Raw genomic sequence first — 17,870 nt, 5'->3', positions numbered from 1 at the left:
TCACGGATGCTATTTCACGCCTTCTTCACGTCACAAGGGGCTTAATGAGCCTGTAAATTGTGTGGCATTGATCAGACTATCCACCCGGTTGCCAGTGATACCATGCAGACAGTAGAGGGCATCTCCTCTCTGACTGATGCCAGAAGCAGGCTATCGATGTATGGCAAGCATGACTGCCCGGCAGTTGCCGCCAAAGGATCTGGCCTCGCCCCGACACGCTTGAGTGCGGGGATACCACACGGATGTGACAGCACTTCGAAGGAACAAACCTATGCTGATGAACAGTGAACAACGTTATGGCACCCTGAATATCGGGCTGCACTGGCTGACCCTGTGGGCCATGATCGCCGTCTACGCCCTGATCGAATTTCGCGATATCTTCCCCAAGGGGGACCCTGGCCGGGATCTGATGAAGGAGTGGCACTTTATGCTGGGGCTGCTTATCTTCGCCCTGGTGTTTGTCAGACTGGCCCTGCGCTGGATGAGCCCGACGCCGCGCATCGTGCCCGAGCTCTCCCCAGTCATGCACAAGCTGGCAAAACTGGCCCACCTCGCCCTCTACGGTTTTCTTATTCTCACCCCGCTGTTTGGCTGGCTGCTGCTGAGCGCCGCGGGCAAGCCCATCCCCTTCTTCGGGCTTGAGCTGCCTGCCCTGCTCTCCCCAAGTCCGGACCTCAAGGGGCTGATCAAGGAGGTACACGAGACGCTGGGCAATATCGGTTACGCCCTGATCGGCCTGCACACGGTGGCGGCCCTCTATCACCACCATATTCTCAAAGACAACACCCTCACCAATATGCTGCCGCCACGCCGCAGCTAACAAGCAGCAGAACAAAAACAGAAGGGGCACACATTGCCCCTTCTGTTTTTTGAACGCGACAAGACCGGTGTCTCTGAAGCGGCCCACTGCTCAGGCCTCTGACAGGTCTCTACAAGCAGAACGCCTTATGATTCAGTCCCGATACAGGAGCTGCACGATAGGATTCGAATTGACTCAAAGCGACATACACTTTCTAATTGACAGTCTGGACCCCTATGACCGTTCACATCATGAAAATTCTGTTGGTCGAAGACGACAAGCTGCTCAATCACCACCTCTCCTCTCTGCTGACCGAAGCCAACAATCAGGTATACAGCACCGATCAGGCCGGAATTGCGTTGCACTATGCCGCCGACTACCCCATTGATGTGGCGATCATCGATCTCGGTCTGCCCGATATGGATGGCTTGCAGTTGATCCGCCAACTGCGCGAACGGCAGATCCCCTTCCCCATCATTGTGCTGACCGCCCGTGGCAACTGGCAGGACAAGGTCGAAGGACTGGAGGCGGGGGCTGATGACTATCTGGTCAAACCGTTCCAGAAAGATGAGTTGCTGGCCCGCCTCAATGCCTTGATGCGCCGCAGCGCCGGCTTTATCTCCCCCAGAGTGAAGGCCGGTGATTACGAGCTGGATCTCTCCCGCAAGGAGCTGACCATCGACGGTGAAGTGGCAGTGCTCACCAGCTTTGAATACCTGATTCTGGAGTACCTGATGCGCAACGCCCGTCAGGTGGTCTCCAAGCAGCAGTTACTCGACCAGCTCTACGGCGATGGAGAGGGGGATCCCAACACCATAGAGGTGATGGTGAGCCGCCTGCGCAAAAAGCTGGATCCGGAAGGGACGATTCAACCCATCTCGACCATCCGTCGTCAGGGCTACATCTTCAACCTCTCCTGTAGCTGATGCAGTTTCATCTGCCACGTCCCATCAGGATGCTCCGCAGCTCTCTGCACATCAAACTGCTGCTCAGTTCGCTGCTGGTCATCGCACTGAGCATGGGGTTCGCCGTCTATGCCCTCTACCTCGGCCATATGGAGGAGCAGAGCCAGAAGGCGAGCGCCGGCATGCAGGAGAACCTTGCCAAGATGTTCTCCTCTACCAAGCCAGTCAACAGCGAAGCCACCGAGATCGGACGCATTTCCCGCCAGGTCAGTAACAGCAATCTCGATACGCTGATCTGTCGTGCCGATGGCGAGCTGATTTGGTCAAGCCTCCATATGCCGGAGGTGATCAAGGCCAAACAGACCATCTGTCGGGACCTGATGAAGTATCTGGGAGGAATGGATCTCGACTACTTCTTCAAGAAGCACACCATCAAGAACGGCGAGAGCTACTTCGTCTACAGCCTGCGTTTTACCCGCAATCCCGGCAGCGGCACCACAGCCTACTACGTGGTGATGATTGACTCGGCCAAACGCTATCACGAAGAGTCCCGCGCCTACCTCTACCAGACGGCCAAACAGGCGTTGCTCGCCTATCTGCTGCTAGCCGGGCTGCTGCTGCTCACCACCTTCTGGAGCCTCCGCTCCCTGCGCACTATCGCCAATCAGCTCGACGACATCCGGGCAGGCAAGCGGGATGCTATCGCCCATGATTTTGAACGGGAGTTGGCCCCGCTGACCGACTCCATCAACCAGTTGCTGGAGAACGAACGCCAGCAGACCCAGCGCTACCAGCATGCCCTCAACGATCTCGCTCACAGCCTGAAAACACGGCTGGCGCTGATCCAGATCACCACCCGCGAAATGAAGCTGGGGAGGGAGATCCACGACAACATCAATGAACAGATCCTCACCATGGATCAGATGATCCAGTACCAACTCAGACGAGCCGTCACCGGTCGCCAGCGCCTCGCCAGCAAGGGCACCGAGCCGGTACCGCTCATCGAGAAGCTGCTGGCCAGTCTGGCCAAGGTCTATCGCCACAAGAAGCTGCAGACCCACTTCCAGTTCGATGATGATGCCCTCTTCCACGGCGAACAGGGCGATCTGATGGAACTGATGGGCAACCTGCTCGACAACGCCTGCAAATTTGCCATCAGCGAAGTGAAGGTGACAGTACGCCGCCATCTCGATCGGTTACGCATCGAGGTAGAAGATGATGGCCCGGGCATCGATCCGGCCAAATCGGAGCAGATCTTTCAGCGTGGCGTGCGCGCTGACAGCTCGCCCGGCCAGGGCATCGGTCTGGCTGTCGTGACCGAGATCGTTCACAGCTACGGCGGCCAGATCCGGGTCGATGAATCTCCCCTCGGCGGTGCCCGCTTTACCCTGGATCTTCCCTGACACCGGATGGGCAAGGCCACGAGCCCTGCCAACCGCTCCATCGCCCTCCCCGGGGTTAAAAAATCCTGCCTGGCACCACCCAATTCAGCAATATGCTATCGAGATGCTTGAGATGTGAGGCATCTCGGTTAAGCTATGGCCGACTCGTTTGTTAACCATTTGATGGATCTTTAATCGCACTATGGAAAACATGTTTGAAAGATTGATGTACGCATCCCGCTGGATCATGGCCCCCATCTATCTTGGGCTCAGCCTCATACTGCTGGCACTGGGGGTGAAATTCTTTCAGGAGATCCTCCATATCCTGCCCAACATACTGGAGATGAAAGAGGTGGATCTGGTGCTGGTCACACTGTCGCTGATCGATATCACCCTGGTGGGGGGACTTATCGTGATGGTGATGTTTTCCGGCTATGAGAACTTCGTCTCGCGCCTCGATGTAGGGGATGAGAGCGACAAACTGGTGTGGCTCGGCAAGCTCGATGCCGGCTCCCTGAAAAACAAGGTCGCCGCCTCCATTGTCGCCATCTCCTCCATTCACCTGCTCAAGGTGTTTATGAATGCCGAAAACCTCCCCAACGACAAGATCAAGTGGTACCTGCTGATCCACATCACCTTTGTCCTCTCGGCCTTCGCCATGGGCTACCTCGACAAGCTGACCCGCAAATAGAAGTCAGCCTGTAATAGACGCTATGCCCGATAACGCAATCCGGATCGGGCATAGCGGTCGCCCCGAGCTGGGGATGGATTGGCAACGGGGATAAGCAAGTCACCAACATAAATGGCCGCCCGCCTTGGCCGGTATTGTGGCCGCCTTGAATGCCATGGCGGCATTCTCTACAATGACCCACTTTTTATTCATTTCGGGTTATATCGATGAGCGATACCAGCACCAAACCGGCTCTGCCGGATCACCTCTCCTGCAATCCCCGCAGCCCTCACTATGTGGCAGCCTGCTTCGAGCACCCGATCGGTATTCGCCTGAACGGCAAAGAGCGCACCGATGTCGAGGAGTACTGCATCAGTGAAGGCTGGGTGAAGATCCCCTCCCCCAAGGCGCTGGATCGCCGTGGTCAACCCATCCTGATCAAACTCAAGGGCACCGTCGAAGCCTATTACAGCTAATCGCGGCAACCCGCTTCGGGTAAAACAGAAGGCCACCCTCGCGGTGGCCTTCTGTTTTTCGGCATTTGTGCTGGCATCTGCGCTCGCATCGTCGCCAGCACCAGACCATATTTCTCGCCGGGCAGCCCTTATACCCCCAACCGATCGCGCAAGGTGTACCAGGCGGCGCCCGCGGCGGTGAAGGGAATGCGGAACAGCCGACCGCCCGGGAAGGGGTAGTGCGGCAGCTTGGCAAAGGCATCGAAGCGCTCCGCCTGACCGCTCAGCACCTCGGAGAGCAGCTTGCCCGCCAGATGGGTACAGGTGACACCGTGGCCGCTGTAGCCCTGCATGTAGTAGATGTTGGGGCCGATGCGACCAAACTGTGGCAGCCTCGACAGGGTGAGCAGGAAATTGCCTGTCCAGGTGTACTCCACCTTGACGTCTTTAAGCTGGGGGAAGGTCTTGAGCATCTTGGGGATGATCAGCCGCTCGATATCTGCCGGATCCCGTGCGCCATAGACCACGCCGCCGCCATAGATCAGCCGGTGATCGGCGCTGGTGCGGTAGTAGTCGAGCAGGTAGTTGCAATCCTCCAGGCAGTAATTCTGCGGCAGCAGCTCGCGGGCCCGCTCCTCCCCCAGCACCTCGGTGGCGATCACCTGGGTGCCGCAAGGCATGCTCTTGCCGGCAAGCTCGGGCACCAGATTGCCGAGGTAGGCGTTACCGGCCACCACTATGTAGCGCGCCTTCACCGCTCCTTTGGCGGTCTTGACCAGAGCAGGCTGGCCCGGGGTGATGCTGGTAACGGCAGACTGCTCGAAGATCTGCCCACCCTGCATGCGGATCGCTTCAGCCTCGCCGAGAGCCAGATTGAGGGGGTGAATATGGCCGCCGCTCTTGTCGAGCAGGGCGCCGACGTAGCGATCGCTCGCCACCACTTCGCGCACGCCTCTGGCATCGAGCAGCTCCAGCTTGTCGTTGCCCCACTTCTGCCAGCGCGCCTGCTGCGCCTTGAGCTCGTGGAACTGTTTTTCGGTCTCGGCGGCAAAGACGCCCCCCTCCTGCAGATCGCACTGGATGTTGTAGCGTTTGATCCGCTCGCGGATGATCTGCCCCCCCTCAAACAGCATGGAACCGAGCAGCCTGGCCTGATCCGGCGGGCAGTTCGCTTCTATGGTGTCAATGTCGCGGCTGTAGGAGTTGACTATTTGGCCGCCGTTGCGGCCGCTGGCGCCAAAACCGACCCGGGCTGCCTCCAGTACCACCACCTTGTAGCCCTTCTCCACCAGATGCAGGGCACTGGAGAGGCCGGTATACCCCGCCCCGATGACGCAGACATCGCACTCCAGCTGCTCGGTCAGTGTCGGGTAGGGCGCGTGTTTATTGGCGCTGGCTGCGTAGTAACTGTTTACATGTTCGGTCATGATCCTGTTTCCTTACCGGTTTGGTTGGCAAACCCTATTCCAAGATTAAAAACTGGCCGGGGTATGGGCACTGACGATGCGACAGGTCTCCCCCGACGGATTGCTGAAGCTGTGGGGTTCGCCAGTGTCGATCACATAGCTGTCACCCGCCTCCAGCTGATAACTCTCTCCTGCCACGGTCAGGATCACCGAACCCTCCAGCACAGTGCCCACCTCTTCTCCCTGGTGGGTCACCTGACCACCGGTGTCGGTGCCCGGGGGGTAGGTCTCCAGCATAAAGCCGAGCTGGCGGCGGTTGTTGCCGTTGTGCACCAGCTTCATCGAGACCCCCTGACTGCCCAGCTCGATCAACTGATCACCCTTGATCACCACCTGCGGCGGGCGACTCAGCTCCTCTTCGGCAAAAAAGCGTGACAATGGCAAGCCATATACGGTGAGCAGCTTTTGCAGCGAGGCGACCGAGGGGCTCACCTTATCCTGCTCGATCATGCAGATAGCACCGTGGGTCAGGCCGCTCAGCTCGGCCGCCCTCCGCTGGGAGAGCCCCAGTTGATGACGCACCGCCGCCAGCCGCTCCCCCATGCTCGCCTGCCGTGCAGCCCCCTGACCGGAGCGGGTACTGCTGCTCTGGGTTGGCGCCCCGCTCATGGCAGGCCTCCGCCATCGATTCCCTTGTCACGTTGGTACATTGGCCACCTCCCTGTTGCCACTGGTTAAAATAGCGGACCAGCCATGGCATCACTGTTTGCTATCTTACACAGCCTGGCGTTCATTATTTTGCACACCACTTATCGTGCGATACCCTGTTCATCTGGTTAAACTGCGCTACACAGCCCAATTTCTAGCATGCGACACACCAACAATTCAAATATATTTAACACTTGAAAAACATTTGCGCTCAATTTATGGTCTCTCTGTGCTTATTATTTTATACGGCAGCAGTACAGGATGAGCCGCATCATCGCCACCTTGCTGCCAGGTTTCATCATCGAGGCTTGCCATGTCCGCTACCAGTTCCAATCAAAGCTTGATCAAATCCCGTGCCTATATAGCTGGTCACTGGTGCGAGGCCGCCAGCGGCCGCACCTTCGAGGTGACCAATCCTGCCAGCGGGGCCGTCATTACCCAGGTGCCCGACATGGATGCCGAGGATACCCGCCGCGCCATCGCGGCCGCCCACGCGGCGCAACCCGCCTGGGCTGCGCTGACCGCCAAGGAGCGCAGCAACAAGCTCTACGCCTGGTTTGCCGCCATCACAACCCATAGCGACGAGCTGGCGCGCATCATGACCTGCGAGCAGGGCAAGCCGCTGGCAGAAGCCAAGGGCGAGGTGACCTATGGCGCCAGCTTTATCCAGTGGTTCGCCGAGGAGGGCAAGCGCGCCTATGGCCGCACCATCCCGGGTTTTAGCGGCGATCGCCGGCTGGCCACCATCAAGCAGCCGGTCGGGGTAGTCGCCGCCATCACTCCGTGGAACTTCCCCATTGCCATGATCACCCGCAAGGCGGGCCCTGCGCTGGCAGCGGGTTGCACCATCGTCATCAAACCCGCCGCAGAAACGCCGCTCTGCGCGCTGGCGCTGGCGGTGTTGGCCGAGCAGGCGGGCATCCCCGCCGGTGTCATCAATATCGTCACCAGCCATCAGGCGAGCGCTGTGGGCAACGAGCTGTGCAGCAATCCGGTGGTGCGCAAGCTCTCCTTCACCGGCTCCACCCGCATCGGCAAGCTGCTGATGCGCCAGTGCGCCGACACCATGAAGAAGCTGTCGCTGGAGCTGGGCGGTAACGCCCCCTTTATCGTCTTTGACGACGCCGACCTCGACGCCGCCGTGGCCGGGGCACTCGCCTCCAAATACCGCAACGCCGGGCAAACCTGCGTCTGCGCCAACCGCATTCTGGTGCAGGCCAGTATCTATGACGCCTTCGCCGAGAAGCTGACCGCTGCCGTCAGAGCCTTCAAGGTGGGAGATGGCATGGCGGAAGGCACCCAGATCGGCCCGCTCATCAACCCCGCCGCCGCCAGCAAGGTAGCCGAGTTGGTGCAGCAATCAGTCGCCGCCGGTGCCGAAGTACTGCTGGGGGGCGAAGCCCACCCCGCCGGCCCCCTCTTCTACCAACCCACCATTTTGGGCAAGGTGGATAAAACCAACCCCATCCTGCAGGAGGAGATCTTCGGCCCGGTCGCCCCGCTGGTGCGCTTCGAGACGGAAGCCGAAGCCATCGCGCTGGCTAACGATACCCCTTATGGGCTCGCCGCCTACTTCTATGGCCGCGATATCGCCCGTGTCTGGCGCGTCGCCGAGCAGCTTGAATACGGCATGGTCGGCATCAACGAGGGGATCATTTCAACTGAGCTGGCTCCCTTCGGCGGCATCAAGGAGTCAGGTCTGGGCCGGGAAGGGGCCGCCGAGGGGCTGGAGGAGTATCTGGAGACCAAATATCTCTGCTTTGGCGCCATTCGCTAGGGCAGTAAAACAGAGACGACAGGCCGCCGATCTGGCCCGATGGGCTGTTCGGCGGTAATGGGCGCCAGATCGCCCACCACATTTTCAGGGAATATCCGGGGCTGCGGCCCCTCAGGGAGGAAAGATGAGTCAGTCAGAATCAAACAAGGCGTGGCAAGCACGCCGCGAAGCGGCCGTGGTCAACGGCGTCGGCACCCTGCTGCCGGTCTTTATCGACCGTGCGCAAAATGCCGAGCTGTGGGATGTGGAGGGCAACCGCTACATCGACTTTGCCTCCGGCATCGCCGTGCTCAACACCGGCCACAACCACCCGAAGGTGGTGGCGGCGGTGCGCGAGCAGCTGGAAAAATTCAGCCACACCTGCTTTCAGGTCACCCCTTACCCGGGCTATATCGAGCTTGCCGAAAAGCTCAACGCCCTGGTGCCCGGCCCGACCCCGAAACGCACCCTGTTTCTCTCCACCGGTGCCGAGGCAGTCGAGAACGCCATCAAGATCGCCCGCGCCCATACCGGTCGCAGCGGCACCATCGCTTTCAAGGGGGGCTTTCACGGCCGCACCATGATGGGGATGGCGCTCACCGGCAAGGTGGTCCCCTACAAGACCGGCTTTGGCCCCTTCCCGGGTGAGGTCTACCACATCCCCTTCCCCGCCGACTATCTGGGGGTAAGTGAAGAGGATGCCCTGTACGCCCTCGATCTCTGCTTCAGCGCCGACATCGAACCCTCCCGCGTTGCCGCCATCATCATCGAGCCGGTACAGGGAGAAGGTGGCTTCTATCCTGCCTCCGCGAGCTTTATGCAAAAGCTGCGCAGCATCTGCGATCAGCACGGCATTCTGCTCATCTGTGACGAGATCCAGAGCGGCTTCTGCCGCACCGGCAAGACCTTCGCCACCGAGTATGCCGGCATCGAGCCGGACATCATGACCCTGGCCAAGAGTCTGGCGGGGGGCTTCCCGCTCTCTGCAGTAGTCGGCAAGGCAGAGATCATGAACGCCGCCAAGCCGGGGGGCCTGGGTGGCACCTATGCCGGTTCCCCCATTGCCTGCGCCGCCGCGCTGGCGGTGTTGCAGGTGATCGAAGAGGAGCAGCTCAACCAGAAGGCCCAGGCGCAAGGTGAGCAGATCAAGGCGGGACTGGAACGCATAGCCGAGCGTTTTGACTGCATAGGTCAAATTCGTGGACCCGGAGCCATGGTGGCCATGGAACTGGTGAAACAACGTGATGCCAGCCGGCCCGATCCCGACCTCACCAAACGTCTGGTGACCGAGGCGGGCAAACGCGGTCTGATCCTGCTCTCATGCGGGGTGCGCGCAAATGTCATCCGTTTTCTCGCCCCCCTGACCGCCCCTGCGGCAGTGATTGACGAAGGGTTGCGACTCCTTGAAAAATCGCTGGAGGCCGTGCTGGACTGACCAGCAGGAAAGCAATCGCTAACCTGTGCAAAAAAATGCAGTTTCGCCCCCCTTTTTTACTTGTCAAGGGGGCCCTGCAAATGCACAATGCGCCGCCACTGCAAGGACCGGTATCACCACATCTCACCGGTCCTTTTTTGTGCAGCGAACAAACCCATAAACGAGGCCGGATCACCCCCGGAAAAGATAGCGAGATTGGCAGCAATCTCCCGACACCACATTCTGTGAGGAACAACATGGGGCATCTCTATGCTTTCCTGCCGGCTCTGACCGGCGCGCGCCACCCCGGCGCCCTTGATTTCCGGGCCTCTCTCCCGGTTTCGTTGATGGAGTGTGCCGCCCTGGCACCGCGTGAGGAACAGGCATGATGAACGCCCAACCGGTTGGTCTGAAAAAGACCCTGAAACTGTGGCAGGTCGTGGTCATGGGTCTTGCCTACCTCACTCCCATGGCGGTATTCGATACCTTCGGCATCGTCACCGAAATTACCGAAGGCCATGTGCCGACCGCCTACCTCTTTGCCCTCATCGGCATGTTGTTCACAGCCCTGAGCTACGGCCATCTGGTACGCAAGTTCCCGTCGGCAGGCTCCGCCTATACCTATGCCCAGAAGGTGTTTCACCCCTATGTCGGCTTTATGGTGGGCTGGACCTCCCTGCTCGACTATATGTTCATGCCGATGATCAACATGCTGCTGGCCAAGATCTATCTGCAGGCTCTCTTCCCCGAGGTGGAGCCCTGGACCTATATCTTCGGACTGGCCGCGGTGATGACCATACTCAACCTGCGCGGCATCAAGCTGGTGGCCAACTTCAACAGCCTGATCGTCATCATGCAGTTCAGTATTATCGCCGTATTCATCTGCCTGATCGCCTGGGGCGTCCACAACGGTGAAGGGTTGGGGACCGTGGCCAGCAGCCGTCCCTTCTTCTCCGAGCAGATCAACATCTCGCCGTTGTTGATGGGTGCCTCCATCCTCTGTCTGTCGTTCCTCGGCTTTGATGCCATCAGCACCCTGTCGGAAGAGACACCGGACGCGGATCGGGTGATCCCCCGCGCCATCGTGCTGACGGCGCTGATCGGCGGTGTGCTGTTTGTCAGCACGTCCTACTTCCTGCAGCTCTACTTCCCGGACATCTCCCGCTTCAAGCAACCGGATGCAGTCCTGCCGGAGATCGCTCTCTATGTCGGTGGCAAACTGTTCCAGGCGGTGGTACTGGTCTGCACTACGGTGGCGGTGCTGGCCTCGGGACTCGCCTCTCACGCCGGGGTGTCGCGCCTGCTTTATGTAATGGGTCGTGATCGCGCTCTGCCGAGTCGCTTCTTCTCCTATGTGCATCCGAAGTGGCAGACCCCGGCATGCAATGTGCTGCTGGTCGGTCTGCTGGCCCTCTCCGCGGTATCGTTCGATCTCGAGATGGCACTGGCACTGATCAACTTTGGCGCCCTGGTGGCCTTCACCTTCGTCAATCTGGCGGTGATTGCCCACTTCTATGTGAAGCTAGGCCGCAACAAGTGTCTCAAGGATCACCTGATGTACCTGCTGCTGCCGCTCTGTGGCGCCGCCTGCATCGGGGTGTTGTGGCTCAATCTGGAACCCGCCTCCTTCGAGCTGGGGCTGATCTGGGCGGCGCTGGGTGCCATCTACCTGTTCCTGCGCCTCACCGTGTTCCGCATCCCGCTACAACCTGCTGACAAGGTGGAGATCGCCCAGTAATCGCGGCTCAACCATACCGCCATACAAAACAAGGAGCCTGCGAGCTCCTTGTTGTTTTTGCGGCGAGCTGGTTGCCAGAAACGCGGTTTCTGCAGGAAGTGTGACTGATTTCAAATAACTACCCAGCCGGACCGCTCGCCGTGCCATGGCCCGAGCCGCGTCGCCTCCTATCATTAGTCACTAATGTGAATGGATATGCAATCACTCTTTTTCCATTTCACCCCCTCCCATCCCCCGCCAGCCGATAAGATCGCTGGACTCGAGCCCGGGGGAACGCCGGCAAATATGATCAGGATCAATGTTGAGGCGCTATGCACCCTGCAGCCCCGATTTGCCGACTTTTCATACGTTACGACAGGGTTCTCTTACCCCCCGAAAAGGGGGGAGCGGCTCGGGGACGGCTGCCGGGGGCGAGTGACCACTTACCCGCCCCCTGCGTATGCAAAAAAATGCGTTAATCCGCCCTTTTTTGCTTGTCAAGGGGGCTGACCGAATGCACAATACGCCGCCAATAAAGGACCGATGTTCACTGCGACATCGGTTTTTCTATTTTGAAGTGCAGTACAAACCAACCACAAGAGGCCGGAACATTTCCGGAAGTGATATCCGAGATTGCCAAACAATCTCCCGACGTTGAGAGGATAACAATGGGGCGTTTTAATGCTTTCCTGCCGGTACAGCCCGGTATGCGCCTCCCCGGCGCCCTTGATGTACAGGCTTGCGAATCCATCGTATCCCTGCGCTCGTTGCAAGCACGTGCTGCGGCACTGATTGAGGAGAAAGCGTAATGGCATCGCAAAACGCCAAGCTGCTCAAGACCCTTACCCTGACACAAGTGATTGTGATGGGTCTGGCCTATCTGACCCCCATGGCTGTCTTCGACACCTTCGCCATCGTCGGTGACATCACCGATGGCCGGGTCGCCACCGCCTATCTGCTGGCTCTGGGTGGCATCCTGCTCACCGCTTTCAGCTACGGTCATCTGGTACGCAAGTTCCCCTCTGCGGGCTCTGCCTATACCTATGCCCAGAAGGTGTTCAACCCCTACGTCGGTTTCATGGTCGGCTGGTCATCCCTGCTCGACTACATGTTCATGCCGATGATCAACATTCTGCTGGCCAAGATCTACCTGACCGCCATGTTCCCGGGCGTCGAGCCCTGGGTGTTCATCTTCGGTCTGGTGACCGTGATGACCTTCCTGAACCTGCGCGGCATCAATCTGGTCGCCAACTTCAACGGTCTGATCGTGGTGATCCAGCTGGCCATCATCACCCTCTTTATCGGCCTGATGGCGTGGGGCATCTACCACGGTGAAGGGGCTGGCACCCTGATGAGCAGCCGTCCGTTCCACTTCGAGTCAGCACAGCTGGTACCGCTCTTTACCGGTGCGACCATTCTCTGCTTCTCGTTCCTGGGCTTTGACGGTCTGAGCTCCCTCTCCGAAGAGACTCCAAATGCCGGCAAGGTGATCCCCAAGGCGATCGTGCTGACTGCCCTTATCGGCGGCATCATCTTCGTGGTGGTCTCTTACTGCCTGCAGCTCTACTTCCCGAGCCTTGCCCGCTTCCAGCATCCGGATGCGGTACTGCCGGAGATCGCCCTCTACGTTGGCGGCACCTTCTTCCAGTCCGTGGTGCTGGTCTGCACCACGGTCGCGGTACTGGCTTCCGGCATGGCGGCTCACGCCGGTGTGTCGCGCATCCTCTACGTGATGGGGCGTGACCGCATGATCCCGGAGAGGGTGTTTGGCTACATCCACCCGAAATACCGTACTCCGGCCATCAACGTGCTGATGGTGGGCGGTCTGGCCCTCTCCGCCGTGTCGTTTGATCTGGATACCGCACTGGCGCTGGTCAACTTCGGCGCACTGGTGGCGTTCAGCTTCGTCAACCTGTCGGTGATCGGTCAGTTCTGGGTGCGCGAGAAGCGCAACAAGACCCTCAAGGATCACGTCATCTACCTGTTGATGCCGCTGCTCGGTGCCGCCACCATCGGTGCTCTGTGGATCAACCTGGAGCAGAGCTCGCTGGAGCTGGGCCTGATCTGGGCGGGCCTCGGCGCAACCTATCTGTTCCTGCGTCTGGCGGTGTTCCGCATCCCGTTCCGTCAGTACGAGGAAGCGGCTGACGCCTGATCCTTTGCGGATAATGGATAGACAGAAGGGGAGCCATGGCTCCCCTTCTTGCTGCCGGTCTGTGGCCGGTCACACGGGCTTGGGCCCGGTCTGCTTACTACTTATCCAGTACGGCGGTCGCCGCAGCCTTGAGCGGATCGCGAGCGATGGTCTTGGCATCCTGCTCCGCCTTGTGCAGCTGCTGGTTTGCCTTGTCCATCTTCTGCTGCATACCGTTGCCGCTCTCCTTGAGGTCGGCACGCTTCTCGCCCAGCAGGTCGGTGCGGCCTTTTTGCACCTCGGCTTTCACCTTCTCTTTCTCCTGCTTCACCAGCTTGCTGGTATCACAGTTGCCCTTGACCCCCAGAGTGGCATTCACCGCTTCGTTTTTGAGGGCCTTGTCGAGGTTGCAGTCGGTTTTCAACAGGCTGGCCTGTGCCCCTGCCGAGAGCAGCCCCAGCGACAGAGAGAGGATCCATGCACGCATCATCTTGTTTACTCCTGCTTGCCAATAAAGGGGCGCAGTGTAGCGATCACATTCCGGCTGACAAGGCGGCAGTGCTTTCGTTCCCCCTTTTGCCACCCCAGAGCCAACCGGCTCGGTCAGCGCCTGTCGCCGCAGTTCGTCGTCATAAAAACATCATCGAAATGTCACGTTGTCATATTTCTGTCATTAACCACTGATTAAATGCGCGGGTCATCAACAACCCAAGACGGAACGACCGTCTCAAGAGGCTTTATGCAACACCATCACTCCTTGTCACAGCCGCCCGCGACCCGCGCCCTGTTCAACTGGATGAGTGTCATCGTACTGGTCTACCTGATCCTGGTTGCCGTGGGCGCCATCTCCCACGGCTTCAAAGATTTCTCCGGCGGCGCCGAGGGCGCAGCCCAGATCTTCGCCTTTGCCAACAACCCCTTTGTCGCCCTGCTGCTGGGTATTCTCGCTACCGCGCTGGTGCAATCCTCCAGCACCGTCACCTCGGTGATCGTCGGTCTGGTGGCTGGCGGCCTGCCCATCGGCATGGCTATCCCCATGGTCATGGGTGCCAACCTCGGCACCACCATCACCAACACCATCGTCTCCATGGGCCATGTGCGGGATCGCGCCGAGTTCCGTCGCGCCTTCGCCGCCGCCACCGTGCACGACTTTTTCAACCTGCTGGCGGTGTTCATCTTCCTGCCGCTGGAGCTGATGTTCGGTCTGCTGCAACACAGCGCCGAGTGGCTGGCCAACCTGCTGGTAGGCTCCGCCAACATGTCGATGAAGGGCATGGATTTCATGAAGCCGCTGACCGCTCCGGCCCAGCAGCTCATTGACAGCGCCGTTGCCTTCCTGCCGGGCAAGGGTGCCGCCATCGCCACCATCGTCATCGGTATCCTGCTGATCCTCGCCTGCGTCACGTATCTCGGCAAAGTGCTGCAACAGGTACTGGTTGGCCGCGCCAAAGAGGTGCTGCACAAGGCGCTGGGCCGTGGCCCGCTGACCGGCATTACCTCCGGTGCGCTGGTGACCATCATGGTGCAGTCCTCCTCCACCACCACCAGCCTGATGATCCCGCTGGCCGGCGGTGGCGTGTTCAGCACCCGTCAGCTCTACCCCTTCACTCTGGGGGCCAATATCGGTACCACCATCACCGCCCTGCTGGCTGCCACCGCCATCAGCGGAGCCGGTGCCCAGCTGGCCCTGACCATCGCGCTGGTCCACGTGCTGTTCAACCTCTTTGCCGTGGTCATCATCTATGGCATCCCCTTCCTGCGCGACCTGCCGGTGCGCGCCGCCGAGGGGCTGGCCCGGGTAGGCAGCGAGAACAAGCTGCTGGCACTGGGTTATGTGGCGGGTCTCTTCTTCGCCCTGCCCGCCCTGATGATGGTGGCCGCCAAGTAAGCGCAGCTGCCATGAAAAGGGGCGAGTCAGCGACTCGCCCCTTTTTGCGTCTGCGTCTCCGAGCTTTGCCTGCCCGCTCACATCCTCCCGCCCTGTGGCTCGCCATCAGGGGCGGTGCGCGATAAGATGGCGTCCTCATTGCACTTTTTACATTTCATGGAACAGGAAAAACCGATGAAATTCATACTGATCGCACTGCTCATCGCCGGTGTGGCCTACTACTTCTACTCCAGCAGCAACAACAAGAAGCTGGCGGCCGACAACGTGCGGATTGGCGCCGAGTTCCTCGCCAGCAACAAGGACAAACCGCTGGTGACCACCACTGCCTCCGGCCTGCAGTACGAAGTGCTGACCCCGGGTACCGGCACTGTTCACCCCACCGCCACCAGCAAGGTGAAGGTGCACTACGAGGGCAAGCTGCTGGACGGCACCGTCTTTGACAGCTCGGTCGCCCGTGGCGAGCCCATCGAGTTTGGCCTCAATCAGGTGATCGCTGGCTGGACCGAAGGGGTACAGCTGATGGTGGAAGGTGAGAAGACCCGTTTCTACATCCCTGCCAACCTCGCCTACGGCGACCGCGCCGCTGGCAAAATCCCGCCGGGATCAGTCCTGATCTTCGACGTGGAGCTGCTGGGTATCCAGTAAGCGCACCATCAGCAACAAGGCCAGCATTATGCTGGCCTTGTTGCTATGGGAACCTCACTCCCCCTTGGCGATCCCTTCCCGGCGCGGATCCGCTGCGCCAAACCAGCCACCGCCATTGCGCTCAACCCCCTGCAGGCCGGAGGTCTGCTCGTTCAATACCACCTCGTGTCCCCTCGCCTTCAACCCCTCGACCACCGACAGGGGGGTGCGTCCCACTTCCAGCTCGGTGGGACCGTTGCGGCTGCCAAAGTTGGGCAGATTGATGGCCTGTTGCAGGTTCAGGCCCCAATCCTGGGTGCCGAGCAGGGTCTTGCCCACGTAGTTGATGATGGCGGAGCCCCCCGGAGAGCCCAGCGTCATGGTCAGCTCGCCGCTTGGCTTGTCAAACACCAGCAGGGGTGACATGGAGGAGCGGGGCCGCTTGCCCGGCTCCACCCGGTTTGCCACCGGCAGACCGGCAGCATCTACCGAGGTGAAGGAGAAATCGGTGAGCTGGTTGTTGAGCAGGTAGCCGTTGACCATCTGACGCGATCCGAAACCATCCTCGATGGAGCTGGTCATGGAGATAGCCATCCCCGCCTTGTCGACGATCGAGACATGGCTGGTCGAGGGGAGTTCCGGGGTCGCATCCTTGCCGCGCGCCAGCGCCAGTGGCGGCGTACCGGGCTTGGCAATCCCCATGGAGTGCTGACCGACAAGCTTGCCGCGCTCGGCCAGATAGCCCTTGTCCAGCAGCCCCTTCACCGGCACGCTGACAAAATCGCTGTCGGCGACGTACTGGTTGCGATCGGCGAAGGCCAGACGCGCCGCTTCACTGTAGAGGTGGATGGCCTCGCTGGAGGCAGCCAGTCCCCCCTCCTTCGTAGTGATCGGCTTGAGGGATGCCATATCGCGGCTCTCCAGCATGCCGAAGATCTGGCCGAGCGCCAAGGTGCCGGACGAGGGAGTGGGGAAGCCACAGATCTTGCTCTGGCGATAGTCAAAGCAGAGGCCATCCCGCAGTTTGGCCTGATAGCTGGCCAGATCGGTGGCCGCCAGTACCCCGGGATTGGTGGGATGTTGGCGTACCTTGGCCACCATGGCATCCGCCAGCGGCCCCCGATAGAAGGCATCCGCCCCCTCTGTGGCCAGAGTGCGCAACACCTTGGCCAGCGCCGGGTTGGTCAGCCGGGTGCCTGCCGTTTTGGGGCGACTATCCGCCTGATAGAAGTAGGCTCGCGCCTGCGGATCCCGTGCCAGATAGGGATCCTTGGCCAGCAATGTGGCCAGCCGTGGACTTATCACAAATCCTTGCTCTGCCAGCGTGATGGCAGGCTCGAACAGCGCAGCCCAGGGCAACTTGCCATAACGCTGATGGGCCAGTGCCAGAGCGCGCAGGGTGCCGGGAACGCCGACCGAGCGGCCCCCCACCACCCCGTCATAAAACGCCAGCGGCTTGCCATCTTGCATAAACAGCTGGTCGGTGGCAGCGGCCGGCGCCGTCTCGCGGCCATCCACCGCACTCACCTTGCGGCCATCCCACACCAGCAGCAGCGTTCCGCCACCGATCCCGGAGGATTGCGGCTCCACCAGCGTCAACACCAGCTGCACCGCAATGGCGGCATCGACGGCACTGCCACCGGCCTTGATGATCTGGTAGCCCGCATCCACCGCCAGCGGGTTGGCGGCCGCCACCATGAAGTCATGGCCCTGCCAGCCCTGCTTGTCGGTCCAGCCACTGGCCGCCTCCGGCGCGATCAGGGTCTGGGCTGGCGGGGTGTAGTGAAAGCCGCTGTCACTGGCACAACCGGCCAGCAGGGCAAGGGCGACAGCCAGCCCCAGAGGTTTGCGCAACATGACACTCTCCTTGTCTGTTTTATGACCATGAAGAGGGACTATGTCACGATTGGCGCTGACAGCTCAAGTTATTGAACAAGATCAATATCTTACTCATCTATCAATAATGGCTATCCGCAATAGGTATAAAAAAACCGCCCGAAGGCGGCTTTTAC

The 17,870-nt window shown here is 60.1% G+C and carries 16 protein-coding genes; 12 read left to right on the top strand and 4 right to left on the bottom strand.

Going from position 1 to position 17,870, the window contains the following annotated elements; genetic code table 11:
- Positions 1–271 precede the first annotated feature (271 nt).
- The 5 genes from G5195_RS11375 to G5195_RS11355 all read left to right on the top strand — a co-directional run bounded on the left by G5195_RS11375 (position 272) and on the right by G5195_RS11355 (position 4,232).
- On the top strand, positions 272–820 hold the full coding sequence (locus tag G5195_RS11375) for a cytochrome b (RefSeq protein ID WP_064341216.1): 549 nt from the start codon (positions 272–274) through the stop codon (positions 818–820).
- A 230-nt stretch (positions 821–1,050) separates the two neighbouring features.
- A complete protein-coding gene (locus G5195_RS11370; RefSeq protein ID WP_216953181.1) occupies positions 1,051–1,725 on the top strand; it encodes a response regulator in 675 nt (224 codons plus the stop codon).
- Complete coding sequence (locus G5195_RS11365; protein WP_216953180.1) at positions 1,725–3,107, top strand: ATP-binding protein; 1,383 nt, start codon at positions 1,725–1,727, stop codon at positions 3,105–3,107. The genes G5195_RS11370 and G5195_RS11365 overlap by 1 nt, the downstream gene beginning before the upstream one ends.
- A 181-nt stretch (positions 3,108–3,288) precedes the next feature.
- The gene (locus G5195_RS11360) at positions 3,289–3,777 is read left to right on the top strand and encodes a TIGR00645 family protein (protein ID WP_040065876.1); all 489 of its coding nucleotides are present in this window, start codon (positions 3,289–3,291) and stop codon (positions 3,775–3,777) included.
- Positions 3,778–3,983: 206 nt separating this feature from the next.
- Positions 3,984–4,232, top strand: a complete 249-nt coding sequence (locus G5195_RS11355; RefSeq protein WP_005347440.1) for a DUF3297 family protein — start codon at positions 3,984–3,986, stop codon at positions 4,230–4,232.
- Positions 4,233–4,360: 128 nt separating this feature from the next.
- On the opposite strand, the gene G5195_RS11350 is transcribed toward G5195_RS11355, so the two are convergent.
- Positions 4,361–5,638 (bottom strand): NAD(P)/FAD-dependent oxidoreductase, encoded by a 1,278-nt coding sequence (locus G5195_RS11350; RefSeq protein WP_216953179.1) that lies wholly within the window; start codon positions 5,636–5,638, stop codon positions 4,361–4,363.
- 45 nt (positions 5,639–5,683) lie between these two features.
- Positions 5,684–6,220 carry an HTH-type transcriptional regulator PuuR gene (gene puuR / locus G5195_RS11345; RefSeq protein ID WP_337072501.1) on the bottom strand — a complete coding sequence of 179 codons (537 nt, stop codon included), beginning with the start codon at positions 6,218–6,220 and terminating at the stop codon, positions 5,684–5,686.
- A gap of 418 nt (positions 6,221–6,638) precedes the next feature.
- Here puuR and G5195_RS11340 point away from each other — a divergent pair, with 418 nt between their 5' ends.
- From G5195_RS11340 to G5195_RS11320, 5 genes are all read left to right on the top strand, one after another.
- On the top strand, positions 6,639–8,102 hold the full coding sequence (locus G5195_RS11340; RefSeq protein ID WP_421205405.1) for an NAD-dependent succinate-semialdehyde dehydrogenase: 1,464 nt from the start codon (positions 6,639–6,641) through the stop codon (positions 8,100–8,102).
- A gap of 124 nt (positions 8,103–8,226) precedes the next feature.
- Positions 8,227–9,516 carry a 4-aminobutyrate--2-oxoglutarate transaminase gene (gabT, locus tag G5195_RS11335; RefSeq protein WP_421171739.1) on the top strand — a complete coding sequence of 430 codons (1,290 nt, stop codon included), beginning with the start codon at positions 8,227–8,229 and terminating at the stop codon, positions 9,514–9,516.
- A gap of 367 nt (positions 9,517–9,883) precedes the next feature.
- Positions 9,884–11,233, top strand: a complete 1,350-nt coding sequence (locus G5195_RS11330; protein ID WP_421221425.1) for an APC family permease — start codon at positions 9,884–9,886, stop codon at positions 11,231–11,233.
- Positions 11,234–11,880: 647 nt separating this feature from the next.
- Positions 11,881–12,021 (top strand): hypothetical protein, encoded by a 141-nt coding sequence (locus G5195_RS11325; RefSeq protein ID WP_005338239.1) that lies wholly within the window; start codon positions 11,881–11,883, stop codon positions 12,019–12,021.
- Entirely contained in the window at positions 12,021–13,367 is a 1,347-nt protein-coding gene (locus G5195_RS11320) for an APC family permease (protein WP_021230506.1), read from the top strand. Before G5195_RS11325 ends, G5195_RS11320 begins: the two co-directional genes overlap by 1 nt.
- Positions 13,368–13,464: 97 nt before the next feature.
- Here the strand turns inward: G5195_RS11320 and G5195_RS11315 are convergent, their stop codons facing one another.
- Complete coding sequence (locus G5195_RS11315; RefSeq protein ID WP_234924227.1) at positions 13,465–13,836, bottom strand: hypothetical protein; 372 nt, start codon at positions 13,834–13,836, stop codon at positions 13,465–13,467.
- A gap of 249 nt (positions 13,837–14,085) precedes the next feature.
- On the opposite strand from G5195_RS11315, the gene G5195_RS11310 reads away from it, so the two are divergent.
- Positions 14,086–15,234: a Na/Pi cotransporter family protein gene (locus tag G5195_RS11310; RefSeq protein ID WP_323890977.1), complete on the top strand. Its 1,149-nt coding sequence runs from the start codon at positions 14,086–14,088 to the stop codon at positions 15,232–15,234.
- A gap of 174 nt (positions 15,235–15,408) precedes the next feature.
- Entirely contained in the window at positions 15,409–15,879 is a 471-nt protein-coding gene (locus G5195_RS11305; RefSeq protein WP_005338245.1) for an FKBP-type peptidyl-prolyl cis-trans isomerase, read from the top strand.
- A 54-nt stretch (positions 15,880–15,933) separates the two neighbouring features.
- Here G5195_RS11305 and ggt read toward each other — a convergent pair whose 3' ends face one another.
- On the bottom strand, positions 15,934–17,715 hold the full coding sequence (gene ggt, locus G5195_RS11300) for a gamma-glutamyltransferase (protein WP_421205408.1): 1,782 nt from the start codon (positions 17,713–17,715) through the stop codon (positions 15,934–15,936).
- Positions 17,716–17,870 lie beyond the last annotated feature (155 nt).

It is taken from the genome of Aeromonas sp. 601039 (assembly GCF_049174415.1).
Lineage (GTDB): Bacteria > Pseudomonadota > Gammaproteobacteria > Enterobacterales > Aeromonadaceae > Aeromonas > Aeromonas veronii_A.
This window is presented reverse-complemented; position numbering and strand designations above follow the sequence as displayed.